This is a genomic window from Streptomyces sp. 150FB (genome assembly GCF_000818195.1).
In the GTDB taxonomy this organism is placed as follows: Bacteria; Actinomycetota; Actinomycetes; order Streptomycetales; family Streptomycetaceae; genus Streptomyces.
In genome coordinates this window covers 8,749,582-8,766,141 of the sequence record NZ_JTHL01000001.1, presented here as the reverse complement: position 1 = coordinate 8,766,141, position 16,560 = coordinate 8,749,582, and the positions used below count along the sequence as shown (strand labels likewise).

Genomic DNA, 16,560 nt, shown 5'->3' with positions numbered 1-16,560 from the left:
CGGCGGCGACGGGTCCGAGCGCGTCCAACTGGTGGAAGGCCGCGCCGTCGACGACGAGCCCCGGCAGCCGGCGCCTGCTGGTCACCGCGACCAGCGCGGTGGACGCGGCGGGGAGCAGCGGGCGGACCTGGGCGGCGCTGAGCGCGTTGTCCAGCATGACGATGATCCGCAGCTCGGCGGTGACCGTGCGCCACAGCGCCGCCTGCTCGGCCAGCTCGGCGGGCACCTGTTCCAGGCCGAATGCCCGTAAGAACTGCCCGAGTACCGCGCCCGGCCGTACCGGACCCTCCTTCGAGTGGCCACGCAGATCGACATAGAGCTGACCGTCCGGATAGTCCGTGGCAAGACCGTGCAGCCAGCGGGAGGTCAGCGCGGTCTTGCCGACACCGGCGGTGCCCGTGACGACGACGGTCAGCGGCGCGGCGCCGGGGTGCGCGGCGCGCAGCGCGTCCAGGGCGGCCAGGTCGGGCCTGCGGGCGGTGAAGTGGGGTGGTCCCGGGATGAGTTGGCGAGGTACGGGAGGGCGCGCCGGACTCTTCGTGTGGTCGTGGACGTGGATGCCGCCGTGGATCTCACCGGCCTGGATGGCGGCACCGGTGATCCGGGCGTCGCCCGAGATGGTGTTCGCGGCCGAGATGGCGTTCGCGGCCGAGATGGCGTTCGCGGCCGAGATGGTGTTCGCCGCTGGTACGGCGACGGCCAGCCACAGCCGCAGGGCGGCGGTCAGCTCGGGACGGGGGGCGGCCTGGGCGGTCAGGCGCAGCGCGAGCGCGTGGGCCGCCACGGTGTCCGTGGGCGCCCGGTCCGGCAGGTCCCCGAGCGGCAGCAGACCGGTCAGCGCCTGCCAGCCGGTGGCGTCCACCGCGGCGATGGCCCGGACCAGTTCGGGGACCGTGACCGGGTCCATACCCGCCGCCTTCCCCGTGCGCCAGCCACACCGGACTCCACAGCGTAGAGCGGCTGTCGCCCCGCGTGATAGGGCGCCTGTCTCCCGTATGACCGTGAAAGACCGATGATGACCACTGCGATCACGACTGAAGGAGCGATTCGGCCAACCTTCGCATCCGTATATGTCCTCCCCTTGACCGAAGTTGACAACCTGACAGAGTAGAAACGGCGTGAGCGATACGTCACAGGGAGTGCTGGTGGATGTGGACATCCTGATACTGGGTCCTGTCGAACTCAGGCTGGACGGTCACCGCGAGATGCACGGCTCCGCCAAGGACGTCCAGATGCTGGCAGCGCTCGCCCTCGACGCGGGAAAGCCCGTGCCGTTGGAGACGCTCATCCAGCGCCTGTGGGACGACGCCCCACCCGGCAAACCGCGCTCGTCGCTGCACTCCTGTGCCACCCGGATCCGGAGCAGGCTGGAGACCGGGCAACTGCCCCAGGAAGCCCACGCCTACACCCTGGCCGTCGACCCCGATGTGGTGGATTACCACCGCTACCAGCGGCTGACCACCCAGGCACGCTCGCTGGCAGCGAGCGGCGACGACACGCAGGCGCTGGCCCTTCACCAGCAGGCCGAGGCGCTCTGGCGCGGCGAACCGCTCACCGGATTCACCGGTATCTGGGCCGAACAGGTCCGCAGGTCGCTCGCCGAACAGCGCCTGGCCGCCGTGCTGTCACGGACCGGGATCGAACTGCGCATGGGCCACTACGCCGAGGTCACCGGCGAGCTGTCCGCCCTGGTCGAGCGCCATCCCACAGACGAGACGGTGGCCCGCTACTTCATGACGGCGGCCTACGGCCGTGGCCGCCAGACCGACGCGCTGCGCTGCTACGAGTCGCTGCGGCGACTGCTGCGCGAGGACGGTACGGAGCCGGGCGAGGCCCTGGTCCGTACGTACCGCCTCATCCTGGACGGCGCCCCGGTCGGCGACCTGCTGGGCGAGCGGGCGCCCGGCACCGCGCCGCCCGTACCCAACAACCTTCCGGCGCACAGCGAACTGGTGGGCCGGGCAGGAGAGTTGGGACTCCTCCAGACACCACTGTCCGGCGTTATCGCCTTTCAGTCCATCTCCGGCATGGCCGGCGTGGGCAAGAGTCATCTAGCACTTCACGCGGCCCGCAGCCTGGCCCGGCACTACCCAGATGGTCAGATACACATCAACTTGCGCGCCCACTCGCCGGACCCGCGACCGCTGTCACCGAAGACCGCCCTCATGACGCTCCTGCGTCACTTCGGGGTCCCCGGCACCGCCGTGCCGCACGATCTGGAGGAACTCACCGCGCTCTGGCGCACCATGCTCAGCACCCGCCGCGCGATCATCATCCTCGACGACGCCGCCGACAGGGAGCAACTGGACCGCCTTCTCCCCGGCACTTCCCCGTCGTTGATACTGATCACCAGCCGACGCCGCCTCACCGGCCTGCCGGGCATCCGGCACGTCCTGCTCGACATCCTGCCGACGGCGGAGGCGGTGGCCCTCTTCACCAGGCTGGTGGGTCCCCAACGAGCCACAGACATGCCTGGAATCGCCACACTCGTCCACTTGTGCGGTCGTCTGCCACTCGCTCTTGAACTCGTGGCAGGACGACTGAACTCCCGTCCGACCTGGACCGTTTCACACCTCGTGGAGCGAATGTCACACGGCCCCAGGCTCGCCGAAATCCGCGACGGCAATTCAGAGATCGCTTCCGCCTTCGCGCTGTCGTACGACACACTCCCGGACGATCAACAAACAGTCTTCCGCCTGCTCAGCCTTCATCCGGGAGCCGATTTCGGCCCGCACTCGGGAGCCGCACTCACCGGCCTTCCCCTTGGGATCGTCGAACGGATACTGGAGTCGCTCCTCGACTCGAATTTGGTACAGGAGCCTGCGCCTGACCGCTACAGATTCCATGATCTGATCGGTGAATTCGCCCTCACGCTGGCCGTTTCACAGGACACCGAGTGCGCGCGCGAAGCCGCTCTCGACCGCCTGGCGGAATTCTGCCTGGGCGCCGCCGCCGAGGCCGATCGCCTGCTGCACCCGCGCCGCCCGCGCCTTGACCCGCCGTTCACCCCGTCCGCTCACACCCTGCCGACCTGGGCCCATCCCGGGCAGGCGATGTCCTGGCTCACCGCCGAACACACCGCCCTCACGGCGGCAGAGCGCCACTTCCGCTCACGCGGCCGCCCGGCCCACGCGGCTCTACTCGCCCACGCTCTCGCCGGTTTTCTCGACGCCGAGGGGCACTGGGAGGAGGCGGAGGAAATCCACACGCACGCGGTGCGCCACTGGCGTACGGCGGGCGAGCGAGCGCGGGAGGCACACGCGCTCATCGATCTCGCCGACGTCCAGTCCCAGACGGCCCGCTACGAGGAAGCGGAAGGAAGCGCACAGCGGGCGCTGGCCGCGGCCAGGGAGGCGGGCGACAGCGCGGGAGAAGCGGAGGCGCTGCGGACGCAGGGACTGCTGTACTGGAATCTTGGCCGACTGAACGATTCGCTGAGAATCCAGCAGGAAGCACTAAATATCAGCCTAAACGCTGGCGATCCGATACGAATAGCCACAGGGCAGGACAATGTGGGTATCGCCCTCCTCCAGCTCGGCAATCACGCCGGCGCCTCGACGTTCTTTCGCGAGGCGCTTGTCGGATTCATTCATGAAAAGAATTCGAGAGGCGAGGCACAGGCTCTCAACAACTTAGGAGAACTCCATTTACGCATGGGGGAAATCGATTCAGCTCGTCAATCTTTCAACCGTGCGTACGAGATATTCCTCAAAGTGGGCACTCTCTTCGAGCAGGCGACCGGCAGGCTGAACAAAGCAAACACCATGCGAATTCCGAGAGAATTGAACGAAGCGCTCGATTTATGGCGCCAGGGGCTCGCAATTTGTCGTCGAATTCGGGACAGACGCACGGAGGCCGTGATGCTCAACGCCATCGGCACGGGCCTCCACAAGGCCGGCCTGCACACCGAAGCCGCCGCACACCATACCGCAGCCCTGAACCTCTCCCAGACGATCGGTGCAGCTCAGGAGGAGGCCCAAGCCCTGCGGGGGCTCGGCATGGCCGAGTTGCACTCGGGCCGGCCCGCCGTCGCTTCGGAGCACCTGACGGCAGCGCTGTCCGTGGCGCGGCGCATTAACGCGACGGAAGAGATCGCACGGTCGTGCTCGGCTCTGGCGGAACTCGAAATAGCCGCAGGACGGGACGGCGCGGCGCTCAGGCACCTCGAGAAAGCGCTTCCCCTCTTCGAGGGGCTGAACAGGTTCGAGTTTGATCGAATCCGAAGCCAAGTGAACAAAATCCGTCACACGGTCGACCTACGCGACTAGATAGAGCGGAAGCGATCCAGCAGCGGCCATTGCAATCGATTTGCGGTCGAAGATGATCAGTGACAGCATTCGTACACGCACGATAGCCACTGAGGCTCGCACGCAAGGATGGGCGCCACGTGATTGCACCACCACCCCCGGAACACTCTCCAGCTCTGGTTATCCAGCAGCAGACCGAGAAGGCTCCGGATGCCTTCAAGTCCGGTCCGGGACGCTTTACAGGTTCGATAGTCATACCGCGCACGATGCACTGCACACCGTCGGCAGAAGAGGCCGCGTAGCCGGGCTCATCGATGGCGGGTTCCGCATCCGGCAGCCCGCCGGATGCGGAACCCGCCGACGGCCGCGCGGGCCCGCCAAGGGCCCGCGCGGTCACCCCTACCTCAACCCGTCCTGCCGGGCTCGGCGGACGAGCTGGCTGGCGCGCCACGCGGCGGCAAAGGTAGACGAATCTTGAGCTGAAGGTGCAGGTCTCGACGAGTTCGAGGTCCGCGACAACTCGACCGCCAATCCGGACCCGCCAGATCAACCGCTTGCGGGCCCTGCTCCTGGAGTTCTTCCCCGTGCTGGAACGGTCGCTGGACCTGACGAAGAAGGGCCCGTCGTCCTGCTGACGACCTACCAGACCCCGGCCGCGATCCGCCGCATGGGAGTCCGTCGGCTGGAGACCTGGCTCCGCAACCGCAAGGTCAGCGGCGCCGGCGCGCTCGCGGCCCGGGCCGTGGAAGCCGCTCAGGCCCAGATGACCGCCCTGCGCGGCGAGCAGTTGGGCGCCGAGCTCGTCGGCCGCCTCGCTCACTCGGTGGTCGCCCACAACAACGAAGTGGCCGAACTCGACGCCCGGATCGAGGCACGCTTCCGCCAGCACCACGACGCTGAGGTCATCCTCACCATGCCCGGCATGGGACCCACCCTCGGAGCGGAGTTCGTCGCCGCGACCGGCGGCGACCTCACCGCCTTCGCCAGCCCCGACCGCCTCGCCGGATTCGCCGGCCTGGCCCCGGTCCCCTGGGACTCCGGGAAAGTCAGCGGAAACCTGCGCAGGCCCCGTCGCTACCACCGCGGCCTGCAACGCGCCCTCCACCTCTCCGCTCAGGTCAGCGAGTTCTTCTGCCCGGTCTCGAAGGCGTACTACGGCCGGAAGAGGAAGGAGGGCAAAGGACACAAGCAAGCCGTCCTGGCTCTCGCGCGCCGACGGGTCAACGTCCTTTGGGCCGTGATCCGGGACAAGGCGCCGTTCCAAGCCGGACCGCCTCGCGCGGCCACGGCATGATCGAGCTGGTGAGCAGGGCTGCGTGTGAGCGGGACTTGGCGCGCGTCTCACATCCCACGGGTCGGCTACAGATCCACGAGCCAGGAATGCCCCGGGTGTACACGGGCGAGTAGCTCGGCCAGGGTCTCGCGCTGAACCCGGGTCATGTGCGGGACGGTCGTATCGAAGTCTCTCTGATCCTTTCGGCGGGCGTGCTTGGCCTTGAACAGCAGCACCAGTTCGGGCACCAGATACGGGATACCGTCTTCGGCGTGGTGGATGATGTCGCCGTAGGGAAGCCGGATCTCCTCATCACGGCGGCAGATCCAGGTGTCGCCGTCGTGTGGCTCCCGGAACACGTCGAGCAGGTAGTTTCCGGTGGCCGGATCGCGGAGCCATGTCTGATGTACGGCGGCCAGCACCTCCGGTGTGGCGTCCTCCCAGATTCGGCCGCTGCCTGCCGCGTCGAAGACGTATGCGGGAAAGCGCTGGCGGACCCGGGGAAAGCTCGCGTCCGGAATCCCGATCTCGATGTCGCCATGAATGCGCGTCTGCCTGCCCAGGAACAGGTCCAGAGCCCAGCCTGCGGCTACATACCAGGGCGTGCGAATCCCGGCCAACTGCTGCGCGACCTCGTTCGGAGTCCAGGAGGATGACCACCTGACGTGGAGGTCATCGATCTCTTCGGGTGATAACTCGATGCCGCCGCCGGGCAGTTGCTCGCTCACCTGAGGAACCTATCAGCGGACTCAAACGCCTGGCCGTTGTCGGCAGTATCAGACCCGGCTTGACATCGAGATCGGAAAGTTGTGACTCGTGGCTGGGCGTCATTCGCCGCGTCCAGTCGGACTTGTCGCCGAGTTCTTCAACGACGAACGGCTTGTCCGTAGTGTCGTTGGCGTCGATGGTGGAGATCTGGGAGGCCGTCGTGGTGGCCCCGGTATTCGAGGCGATGGCACCGGTCGCAGTCGGGTAGACGTGCCTGTCGTTCCCGCCCAGCTCCGACGCCATCCCGGTGGACGCCCTCGTCAGCCAGTCGGGGGTGGGGTCCGGATCCTGCGTGCCGGGCCCGAGCACCGACATGTCCAGGTCGCGGGCGGCGATCCGCGCATCGATGTTGTGAACCTCGGTGCGCCACCGCCACTTGTGGTCGCGGGTGGGTACCAAGATGCCGTCCACAATCACCACGGTGTCCTTCGCGAACCGCTACGGCGATTGCGGCGCGAGCCTTCGGTCTCAGCTCGTCGGTGACCCGGCCGGCTGTCGACCTCGAGACCCCGAAAGATGGGGCCAGTTGGCGCGTCGTCAGGTGCGTGCGCCAGCACCCCGCCCGGTGAACGGGGCCCTCCTGGAAGGCTCCGACGCCGCGTCCGGCGAGTCGTACGTACCCGGTGTGCCCCGTCGTCGGCGTGCCTGGGGTCGGAGCGCAGGACACCGAGGCCGGTGCCGGGTACGGCGGTGGGGGCGTCGTCGCCCGTCAGCTCGTACTCGCGACTCGCGGTAGCCGAGGAAGGTGAAGTGGTTGTCGGTGAGCCGGCGCGGCAGCTCGCGCGCCTCGCTGATCTCCTGGTCGCGCAGGTCGTCGGCTGTGGGCTCGCTGGGCACTTCGTCGGCGAGCGCAGTGCGGACTCGCGCATCGTGTCCCGGTCCTCGACGGCCTCACGGGCGACGACGGGACACAGGCGGCAGGTCGGAGGCGATCTGCTTGAGATGGGACAGGTCGCTCTCGCGGTCGATCTCGACGTGGATCCAGGACTCGATCAGGGTGTCGTACGGCAGATCCGTCGACCCGGCTCTCGTGAAGGCAGGATCAGCAGGTGGATGACGGCGTGGATGCCGCGCTTCTGCCAGGTGAGTCCGTTGGTGACCGAGTCGACCAGGAACGGCATGTCGTCGGTGACGACCTCGACGACCGTGTGGGTGCGGGTCCAATCGTTCCCCTCGACGGACGGCGTGTGGACCCGCGCGTTCGCCGTGCTTTGCGGTCGTCCGCCGGGCGGTGCGGCCTCGCCGGCAATACCGCGTTGCCCTCGCCAGGGGCGCTGGGCAACGCGGTCCTCCGTGATGGCGCCGGTCAGTGACGGGACTGAACCCAGAGCACGAACAAGCTGCTCACAGCAGTGCCGGCACCATAACTGGCACCGCGCAGAAAGTGACCGGCCGCAACACGACGGCGCGACAGCACCCACCGAGCTGCCTGGCGGACCCGCGACCAAGCATGCCACCCACCATCGGTCATGTGTCTCTCCCTTTCGTTGAGCTGACACAACGCGGGGGCCCCGCCACCACCACAGCCTGCAAACCGAACGGAGCGACGGGGCCCACCGCTCATGCACCACGCTATTGAGCGACGGGCGGGCGCCGGCTTGAGCCCTCTCATGCATCTTCCGTGAGGGAGTGTTGAGCGGGATCCGGCAGGACCACCATGTTCTTGACCGTCTGCGCGCCTCGATCCTCAGCCCTCGCACCGGTCGGACCACCGCAGGCGCCTTCGACGCACAGCGGGAAGGACGTCGATGAAGATGTGCCGGTGGCCGACCGCCGTCTTCGGCCCGGGCGCCTCCGACCCGACGGTCTCCCACTTGATCGACGTCCTTACCGTCGTGCAAACACACTCCGCACGCCGGTGGACAGCTCACACGGCTGCGTCCTTTCAGGCATTACCTGATCGAGCCGGCTCGGTAGCATGCAGCGCATGGCCATCAAACTTGAGAACGTCGGCATCGCCGTTCGCGATCTCGAAGCAACGATCTCCTTTTTCACCGACCTCGGGCTCACGGTCGTCGGTCGTGACACGGTCAGTGGTGACTGGACCGACACTGCCGTCGGCCTTGACGGCAATCACGCCAACATCGCGATGCTTCAGACGCCGGACGGTCACGGTCGCCTTGAGCTCTTCGAGTACATCCACCCCGAAGCGATCGAGTCGGAGCCCACTCGTCCCAACGAGATTGGCATGCATCGCGTCGCCTTCTCGGTCGACGACATCGATAAAGCCCTTGAGGTAGCCGCAAAGCACGGATGCCATCCGCTTCGTGGTGTGGCGACCTATGAGGACGTCTACAAGCTCACGTACCTCCGCGGTCCCAGCGGCATCCTTGTGATGCTCGCCGAGGAGCTGAAGAAGAACTGACGGCCCATCGGGTCAATCAGCCTCGCGCCGGCCGCCTTCGGCCCGCTCGCCTCCGACCCGACGGTCACCCGCCTGATCGACGTCCTGACAGCGTTCGTCGACCACGGCCCGCGCTGAACCGGAGAACCGCAGGACGTGCCCGCCAACAGCCTCCGCTGCGGCGAGCACCTCGTCCCGTTGGCGTTCAGGAGAGGTGGTGACGGCGGACACCTGCCACACACCTCCGCCGTACGTCCTCAGCCCCGGTACGTCTCCAGCAACCGCCTCTACAGACACACGTTGTCGCCGCGCCGCGAACGGTGAGTGCGAGAAGCCGCTGTACGCGGCGCCTCCGGCCCGCTGCCACGACCAGGGCAGGGACCGGTGCCGGGACCGAAGTGGCGCCCGTCGACCGGCTGCCCGTCAGCGGGCATCTGTGGCGTGAGCCGTGCTGCGCACCTGACCGCGTAGCCGGTCCGGCCGCCCGCTCGTTGTCCGTGTGTAGGGATTCCACCCTCTCCGCTACGGCCCGCACGGCCGCGGTGTGCCAGGTCGTTACGCCTGTCCGATTCGCCAGGTCGGGGGCGGGCCGGCTCCCCGTACCGCCGGCGTGGCGCGCTTCTCACTCCTCGGTCAGGATCCCGGCCAGCAGCTCCGGCGCTATGTTGCGGCCGGAGACGATCAGCACCACCGGCCTGTCGGTGGGCACCAGGCCTGCGAGCAGCGCGGCCAGGGACGCGGCGGACGAGCCCTCGGCTATCAGCCCGGCGCCCAGGGCGAACTCGCGTACCGCGCGCCGGATGGCGGCCTCGCCGACGCTCACCAGCCGGACTCCGCACTCGCGGATGATCGCCGGTGTGATGGAGCCCGGTTCGATGTTGCCGACGAGCCCATCGGCGATGGTGTCACCGACCGGTACCGTCACCACCTGCCCCGCGGCGACGGCCGCGGACACCGCGTGGCAGGCGTCGGACTCCACTCCGATCACCCGGATGTCCTGCGCCGCACGTCGCGCCCCCAGCGCCGTGCCCGCGACGAGTCCCCCGGCGCCGGTGGGCACGACCACGGTGAAGTCCTCACCGAGGCTGTCGGCCACCTCCCCGACGAGTGTGCTCTGCCCTGCGACGACCTGCGGGTCGTTGTAGGCGGAAACGTACCTCATGCCGGACTCGGCGAGGGCCAGAGCGTGACGCTCGGCGCCGTCGTAGTCGTCGCCCTCCAGGACGAGGTCGATGGGGTACTCCCGCAGCGCCCGGATCTTGGCCCGCGACCCGCTCTTCGGCACCACGACAGTCGCGCCGACGCCGAGCAGTCCGGCGGCGTGCGCGATGCCGAGGGCGTGGTTTCCCGCGGAGGCGGTCACCACGGGGACGCCCTCGGCGGCGTAGGCGGACAGCGCCGTCACCGCACCGCGGACCTTGAACGAGCCCGTGGGCTGGGCCCCTTCGTACTTGAGGTAAACAGGCACCGGCAGGCCGGCGCCCCGGTAGGCGATGAGTGGTGTGGCTGCCAGGTGCCGCGCGACGGTCTCCCGCGCGCGGTTGAGGGCCGCGTCGTCCGGGCCTGTCCTTACTGCGTGCATCTCTCTCCTCGGTGGAACGCCCAGCCATGGCTCAGGGACCGAGGGGCACGTCGAGGTGTCAGACCTCCCCGATGATCTCCTTCCGGAGCCTGGTGAGCAGTACGTAGGTATGGACGGTGGCGCTCGACACCCGGGACCGCTTGCCGATGCGCTTGAGCTTGAGCGCCGGGTAGCGCGCGCTCAGCTCACCGGCACCCCGGCCGTGGCAGAACACCTCGGTCGCCGGGGCGACGATCGAGTTCTTCAGGTCGGGCACTCCCGCTCAGCCGAGCCGACAGGCGGTACGGACCTGCGGCGGCTAGGCCACCAGGAGACAGGAAGCCGCCGGCTCACAGGCCGGTGGCGTCTCCCTCCGGCAGCGCGGCGTCGCCGGCCGGCACTGTCCGCCGTGGGGTGCCGTACACCGCGGGAAGTTCGGTGGGACCGGAGTTGACGTTGACCTGCCGCACGACGGTGACCCCCTCCGTCCCCAGGGTGAGGGTGAACCGGTCGATGAACGGTGCTTCAAGGAAGTGCCAAGTGAGATGGAGCGCGTCCGCGCTACCGGTGGACCATTCGGCCGTGGCGAGGATCAGGGCGGAGGGATCCTGGTACGAGTGGTGCAGCCGCCAGACGCTCGCACCGGTCTCCTGCTTCACCCAGTGCCCCACACCGTGCTCGACCAGGTGCCTGCCGCGTTCGTCCTCCAGCACGACCTGCACCGAGTCGGCCCGGACATCCACGGCGAGGGACCGCAGGCCCTGGGCATTGGGCTCGAAGTCGTAAGTCGCGGCGAAGCCCTCCCGGTAGGACGACGGGTCGGGCCGTTCCGGAGTCCGGGCGTCAGCGACCTGCTGCCGTACGGCCTCGGCGAACCGGCCGTCGGTGGGATCGCGGCCGTCCGTCTCGAAGGCCGCCCGGAACGCGTTCCGCAGCATGTCCGGCAGGTCGTGGTACGTGCCGTCGCCCATCGCTCCGGTGACCACGACGACCCCGCCCTGGTCGGGGAAGACCATGCACTCCTGGCCGAAGATGCCCGAGGCGCTGTAGACGCGGTCCTCGGTCGTCCAGAACTGATAGCCGTAACCGGAGTCCGCCACCGCATCCCGGGCGGGCGGCACCAGCTCCTTGCCGTTCCACTCACCGCTGATCGCCCGCCGCACATGCAGCGCTGACGCCTTCTGGGTCCAGCCCGCAGGCAGAATCCTCCGGCCTTCCCAGATTCCGTCCTGGAGATAGAGGACGCCGAAGGAGAGCAGATCGCGGGGCAGCATCGACAGGCCGTTGCCGCCGCTGGCGACGCCCTCCGGGTCGCGCTCCCAGTCGAAGTCGGTGATGCCCAGCGGGTCGAAGAGCCGCGGCCGCAGATACTCGTCGACCGGTTGTCCCGAGACCTCCTGCACGATCGCGGAGAGCATGTGGCTGGTGGTGCTGCTGTAGAGGAAGGTACGGCCGGGAAGTTCGACCACCGGCTCCTCGAGGAACTCGCCCACCCAGCCGGTCCGGCGCAGCCGGGTGGTCGCACCGGACAGTCCCCGGCCGTGCCCGGTCCGCATGGTGAGCAGGTCGCGGATCCGCATCCGGCTGAAGTTCTCGCTCGGTTCGGCGGGCAGCCTCCCGCCGAAGAAGTCAGCCACGGGATCGTCCAGCCTGAGCAGTCCTTCGTCCTCGGCGAAGCCGATCGCCGTGCCGGTGAAGGACTTGGTGGCTGAATGTATTTTGTGCTTCAGGCCGGGTTCGTGCGGCCATTGCCACAGGTCGAGCAACGTCTCCCCGTGCCGGTGGACGAGCAGCGAGTGCAGGCGCATGCCCCGGCTCGCCAGTTCCTTGAGCAATGTGTGGATCGGGCGCATGTCAAGGGATGGCAGATCGTTCGCCATGGTCACCGTTCCTCTCGGTCTTGTGGGGGTGTCGGATCTCGTCGGTCATCAGGGAGGCGCGGGACACGGTGCGTTCGCCCGGCCGGCCCCGCACCACGCGCGGAGGAGCCTTGTACTGCGGGCCGTGCCGAGCGCGCCGGCGGCGAGGGTCGTACCGCCCGGGGCGGGACTGTCCGCTCATGCCTGCGGAGGCCGGTGCCCGGTGCCGGTGACATGCGTGGTGGAGACTGCGGGCCTGCGCGGGAAGGCGTGGGCCGTAGGCCGGATGACGGCGGTTCGTACAGCCCCTGGCCGCCGGCCCCGGAAGCAGCGCGGGTGACCTGGCGCCGGCGTCTCATCCCCGGCGTCCCGTCCCAGGCGTCCCGTCCCCGGCGTCGCGGCTACTCCGTGGACCGGTCACGGTGGGACGTGAGGGCTTCAGGAACGCCGACTCAGCAGTTCGGCCATGAACTCCTGCACCACCGGGATGACCAGGCTGCCCTTGTGCGCCACTCCGGGCACCACGTCGAAACGCACCTCGACTCCCCGGGCAACGAAGCTCGCCCGCAGCTTCTCCAGCCGCTCGATCCGGGTACGGCCGGTCTTCTCCACGCCGTCCATCCAGTTGGGCCCGCCGGCGTTGTTGATCTCCCAGGTCTCGGTGTCCTCGCCGCCGACGACCATCTGTACCGGCACCGTCCGCAGGGCCGGCAGGTCGATGTCGATGCCGAACCGCTCCTTGAAGCCGCCCGTCCCCAGCCACCAGGGCAGCGAGTCGTCGAGCTCGGTGATCCGGCCGGGCGCCCCGATGGAGATACCGGCCAGCCGGTCGGGGTGCGCGTAGTAGAAGCGGTGCGCGAACTGGCCGCCGCCGGAGAAGCCGTGCATCAGGAACCGCTCGGTCTCGGTGTTGAACCGCTCACCGACCTCTTCGACGATGTGCAGCAGCTCCTCGTCGAAACGGGTCCCCTTGTACTCCAGGAACTTGAAGCTGTGCAGCTCACCGGGTTCCACCAGGCCGGCCGGGAAGAGCGGCGTGAGGATGACACACCGGTGGTCGATCGCGAACTGCTTCCACTGGTTGCGGTACTGCTCGGCCGACCGCCCGGTGCCGTGCTGGATGACGACCAGTGGCAGCGGGTTCGCCTGCGCGGTGTGGTCCTTCGGTACGTACAGGGCGTACGACAGCCGCTGGTCGTGGCGGGAGGCGAAGAAGGGGGTACCGCCGACGAAGTGGGCGCCCTGTGAGTCGGGCTCGGTCTGGCTGGTCATGTGGCGTTCTCCTCGGAGGTTCGGCGAAGAACTTATAGGCTATAGCTAGATCAGGCCAACGCGCCATACCGGCGAGCCGGGACGAGCCCGGCTGCGCGGCACCAGGAACTCCGGCGCGCCCGGCTTCGTGCCACCCGTTGACGGGTCAGCCGGCCAGGCATTGTTGGTATTTTGTACGCAGCTTGAACCGACCTCATCCGCCGACGAGACGAGAGGACCGAAGGTGCGCGACACCACTGCCGCCGACGACAGCGCGGCTCCCCCCGAGGAGACCGAATTGACGGCCCGGCTGTGCGTCGAGATCCTCACGTACCTGCGTGAGGAGAACCCGCCGATCGGCCACCGGCTCACCGAGCGGGCACTCGCCGAGCAACTGCGCGTCTCCCGCTCACCGGTGCGCAACGCACTACGGCAACTGCACCGTGACGGCTTCATCGAGCGCACGGCGTCCGGGCGTTACCTGGTCGCGCGCTCCGGGGCCGGGATCACCACCGCGCACATCGATCCCCCCGAGGACGAGGTCTATCTGCGCATCGCCGCCGACCGGCTGGACGGCCTCCTGCCCGACCGGATCAACAAGAGCACCCTGCTGAAGCGGTACGACCTGACCCGGACCCAACTGGACCTGCTGCTGCTGCGGATCTCCAACGAGGGCTGGATCGCCCCACTCCCCGGCTACGGCTGGACCTTCCTGCCGGTGCTCACCTCACTGGAGTCGTACCGCAGCAGCTACCGGTTCCGGCTGCTGATCGAACCCGCCGGCATCCTCGAACCCACGTTCCGGGTCGACCGGGAGGCGATCGAGCGGCGCCGCGCGGAGCAGCGGCAGCTCGTCGAGGACGGCCTCACCTCGGTGTCAGGCGCGCAACTGTTCGACCTCAACTCCCGTTTCCACGAGACCCTCGCGGAATGCACCAACAACGACTTCTTCGTCGAGGGCCTCGCCCGCGTCAACCGGTTGCGGCGCCTCATCGAGTATCGGCAGGCGCTGGTCCCCGAGCGGGCGGTCGTGCGCTGCCGTGAGCACGTCGAACTGGCAGATCTGCTGCTGGCAGGGGACCTCACAGCGGCGAGTGCCTTCCTTCACCGGCACCTCACCACGGTCGGCGTGGAGAAGTCAGGACCCGACACCCCTCCGGAGGGTACGGGCTGACGGCCGCTCGACAATCGGGAAATGGCCGGGCCCCCGCAGGGGCCCGGCCCGATGCCGTGGTTTCGCCCGGCTCCCGGGGGCCGTCGCCGAACGGCCCCCGTTCTTCAGGACCGTGCTTTCACCGTCTCCGGCACCGTCTCGGTCCGCACCGGCCGGGAGAGGCGTTCGGACAGCTTCGCGGTCGCCACGAAGGAGATCACCAGCATCACCACCAGCAGCGCGCCGATGGCGAAGATCCCGCCACTGAGCGCCGGATCCGGATCACCCGCTTCGTCGCGGGACGAGCCCGTCAGGAAGGAGAGGACGAAGAGCACACCCACCGCGAGCGTGACCTCGATCCCGACCAGTGCCGGGAAGGCCCGCAGCGCCAGCCGGAACACCGAGCCTTCCTCTCCCGCGGCACGCGCCCTGGCGATCCGGGGCATCATCACGAACTCGTTCAGCCCGCCGACAACGATCATCGTGGCCACGAGGGACACCTTGACCAGCAGGAAGCGTCCGAAGCTGGTACTGAACAGTTCGCCCGGGCTGCCGACGTACGTCCAGGCCAGGAAGAGTCCGCTGATCAGCAGGCATCCGACGGCGACCAGGGCCAGTGTGCTGAAGCGGGTCCACAGTTGCGCCCAGGTCGTGCCTGCGGCCGGGGTGAGCCTGCTCCGGGTAGCGGCCAGCGCGACCAGGCCGGTGATACCGCCGACCCAGGTGGAGACGGCGAAGACATGCAGGTGGTCCAGGAGGGCGTCGATGACGTCGAAGGAGGTCTCCTTGCCGAAGTCAGGCGGCAGCAGTGTCACCTGGTAGGCAACGAAGACGAGCACCAGGCCCGCCCATACGACCGTGGTCGTCCGGGCCCGGATCCGCGACGACCACAGCAGCATCAGCGCCACTGCCGAGAGACCCCACAGCAGGTACTGGACCAGTGTCAGCGTGCCGCTGGAGACCCATTCGCCGGGGTTGGCCGGCACGCGCACGTACTGCCAGATCGTGCTGGGCCGCAGGCCCTCGGTGTAGGGAATCTCCTTTCCCTTGATCCGGGAGGCCTTCCCCGCGATCTGGAAGTAGAGCGACACCAGGAACCAGGTGCCGACGAGGGCGAGGATGAGACCCGCCCGGCGTTGCAGCACGGCCCGGTCGCCCGGAGCCACGGACGCCCGGCGCAACACCGGCCGCAACACGATCAGGTAGAGCATGCACACCCCGATGGTCCCGATGAGACCGGCGAAGTAGGCCATCTTCGTGATGATCCGCCAGGGCGCGGGGGTCGGGTTGGCGGCATTGGCCAGCACAACGTGAGCGATCAGATGGGACATCAACGGCCGGGCCTCCTGAGAAGTGACAGCCGACAGGGGCTGGGTACGGGAGCGCTCGCAGCACGGCAGTGAGTACAACGATTCTCGAGAATACGAAGTACTCACTACGAACGGCTCGGGCCGTGGGCCGGTTCGGCGAGCGGAGACAAGCGGAGACAAGGTGGTGCGAGTGGGCCCACGAGGGACGGCGGAGAGTCAGGCGGAAAGTACGGCTCGCAGTTGGTCGAGGCCCCAGTCGAGGTCTTCCTTGCTGATCACCAACGGCGGCGCGATCCGGATCGTCGAGCCATGCGTGTCCTTCACCAGCACCCCCCGTTCCATCAGCCGCTCGGAGATCTCCCGGCCGGTGCCGTGCGAGGGCTCGATGTCGATTCCGGCCCACAGCCCCCGGCCGCGTACAGCCTCGACGGCCCCGCCGTCCACCAGCAACTCCAGCTCACGATGGAGGTGCTCACCGAGCTCGGCCGCGCGCTGCTGGTACTCCCCGGTGCGCAGCATCGCGATGACCTCCAGGGCCACCGCGCAGGCCAGCGGATTGCCGCCGAACGTCGAACCGTGCTCGCCGGGCCCGAACACTCCGAGCACCGCCGCCGAGGACACCACCGCCGAGACCGGCACCACGCCCCCACCCAGCGCCTTGCCCAGCACGTACATGTCGGGCACCACGCCCTCGTGCTCGCAAGCGAACGTCCTGCCCGTACGCCCCAGACCCGACTGGATCTCGTCGGCGATGAAGAGCACGTCGCGCGCGCGGGTCAGCTCCCGTACGCCGG

Annotated in this window: 12 protein-coding genes and 3 pseudogenes; 4 read left to right on the top strand and 11 right to left on the bottom strand. The window is 68.4% G+C overall.

Translation table 11 applies throughout. The annotated features are described in order from the left end of the window. The coding region (locus QR77_RS47175) for an AAA family ATPase (RefSeq protein ID WP_236710970.1) at positions 1-907 on the bottom strand (907 nt) is incomplete at its 3' end. 361 nt (positions 908-1,268) lie between these two features. On the opposite strand from QR77_RS47175, the gene QR77_RS37635 reads away from it, so the two are divergent. After that, positions 1,269-4,268, top strand: a complete 3,000-nt coding sequence (locus QR77_RS37635; RefSeq protein WP_347359830.1) for a tetratricopeptide repeat protein — start codon at positions 1,269-1,271, stop codon at positions 4,266-4,268. A gap of 512 nt (positions 4,269-4,780) precedes the next feature. Beyond that, positions 4,781-5,541 (top strand): annotated as a pseudogene (locus QR77_RS37630) (transposase); the annotation flags it as partial. A 65-nt stretch (positions 5,542-5,606) separates the two neighbouring features. On the opposite strand, the gene QR77_RS37625 reads toward QR77_RS37630, so the two are convergent. The 3 genes and pseudogenes from QR77_RS37625 to QR77_RS45590 form a co-directional block, all read right to left on the bottom strand. Further along, positions 5,607-6,248, bottom strand: a complete 642-nt coding sequence (locus tag QR77_RS37625; RefSeq protein WP_040026463.1) for a hypothetical protein — start codon at positions 6,246-6,248, stop codon at positions 5,607-5,609. A gap of 418 nt (positions 6,249-6,666) precedes the next feature. Continuing rightward, positions 6,667-6,841 (bottom strand): annotated as a pseudogene (locus QR77_RS45595) (transposase family protein); the annotation flags it as partial. Between the two features lie 79 nt (positions 6,842-6,920). After that, positions 6,921-7,508 (bottom strand): annotated as a pseudogene (locus QR77_RS45590) (NAD-glutamate dehydrogenase); the annotation flags it as partial. Between the two features lie 707 nt (positions 7,509-8,215). Between QR77_RS45590 and QR77_RS37620 the strand changes: the two are divergent. After that, entirely contained in the window at positions 8,216-8,653 is a 438-nt protein-coding gene (locus QR77_RS37620) for a VOC family protein (RefSeq protein ID WP_040029342.1), read from the top strand. 12 nt (positions 8,654-8,665) lie between these two features. Here the strand turns inward: QR77_RS37620 and QR77_RS37615 are convergent, their stop codons facing one another. The 5 genes from QR77_RS37615 to QR77_RS37595 all read right to left on the bottom strand — a co-directional run bounded on the left by QR77_RS37615 (position 8,666) and on the right by QR77_RS37595 (position 13,324). Then, complete coding sequence (locus QR77_RS37615; protein ID WP_150130491.1) at positions 8,666-8,863, bottom strand: hypothetical protein; 198 nt, start codon at positions 8,861-8,863, stop codon at positions 8,666-8,668. Between the two features lie 391 nt (positions 8,864-9,254). Continuing rightward, a complete protein-coding gene (locus QR77_RS37610) occupies positions 9,255-10,214 on the bottom strand; it encodes a pyridoxal-phosphate dependent enzyme (RefSeq protein WP_040026461.1) in 960 nt (319 codons plus the stop codon). 58 nt (positions 10,215-10,272) lie between these two features. Next, positions 10,273-10,470, bottom strand: coding sequence for a hypothetical protein (locus QR77_RS37605; protein WP_040026460.1), 198 nt, complete (start codon positions 10,468-10,470; stop codon positions 10,273-10,275). 73 nt (positions 10,471-10,543) lie between these two features. Next, a complete protein-coding gene (locus QR77_RS37600; protein WP_040026459.1) occupies positions 10,544-12,073 on the bottom strand; it encodes a serine hydrolase in 1,530 nt (509 codons plus the stop codon). A 417-nt stretch (positions 12,074-12,490) separates the two neighbouring features. Then, positions 12,491-13,324, bottom strand: coding sequence for a PHB depolymerase family esterase (locus tag QR77_RS37595; protein ID WP_040026458.1), 834 nt, complete (start codon positions 13,322-13,324; stop codon positions 12,491-12,493). Positions 13,325-13,547: 223 nt separating this feature from the next. On the opposite strand from QR77_RS37595, the gene QR77_RS37590 reads away from it, so the two are divergent. Then, entirely contained in the window at positions 13,548-14,477 is a 930-nt protein-coding gene (locus tag QR77_RS37590) for an FCD domain-containing protein (protein ID WP_236710969.1), read from the top strand. Between the two features lie 104 nt (positions 14,478-14,581). Here the strand turns inward: QR77_RS37590 and QR77_RS37585 are convergent, their stop codons facing one another. Next, complete coding sequence (locus QR77_RS37585; RefSeq protein WP_040026457.1) at positions 14,582-15,787, bottom strand: CopD family protein; 1,206 nt, start codon at positions 15,785-15,787, stop codon at positions 14,582-14,584. A 195-nt stretch (positions 15,788-15,982) separates the two neighbouring features. Further along, positions 15,983-16,560, bottom strand: a 578-nt coding sequence (locus QR77_RS37580) for an aminotransferase class III-fold pyridoxal phosphate-dependent enzyme (RefSeq protein WP_040026456.1), incomplete at its 5' end; no start/stop codon positions are given.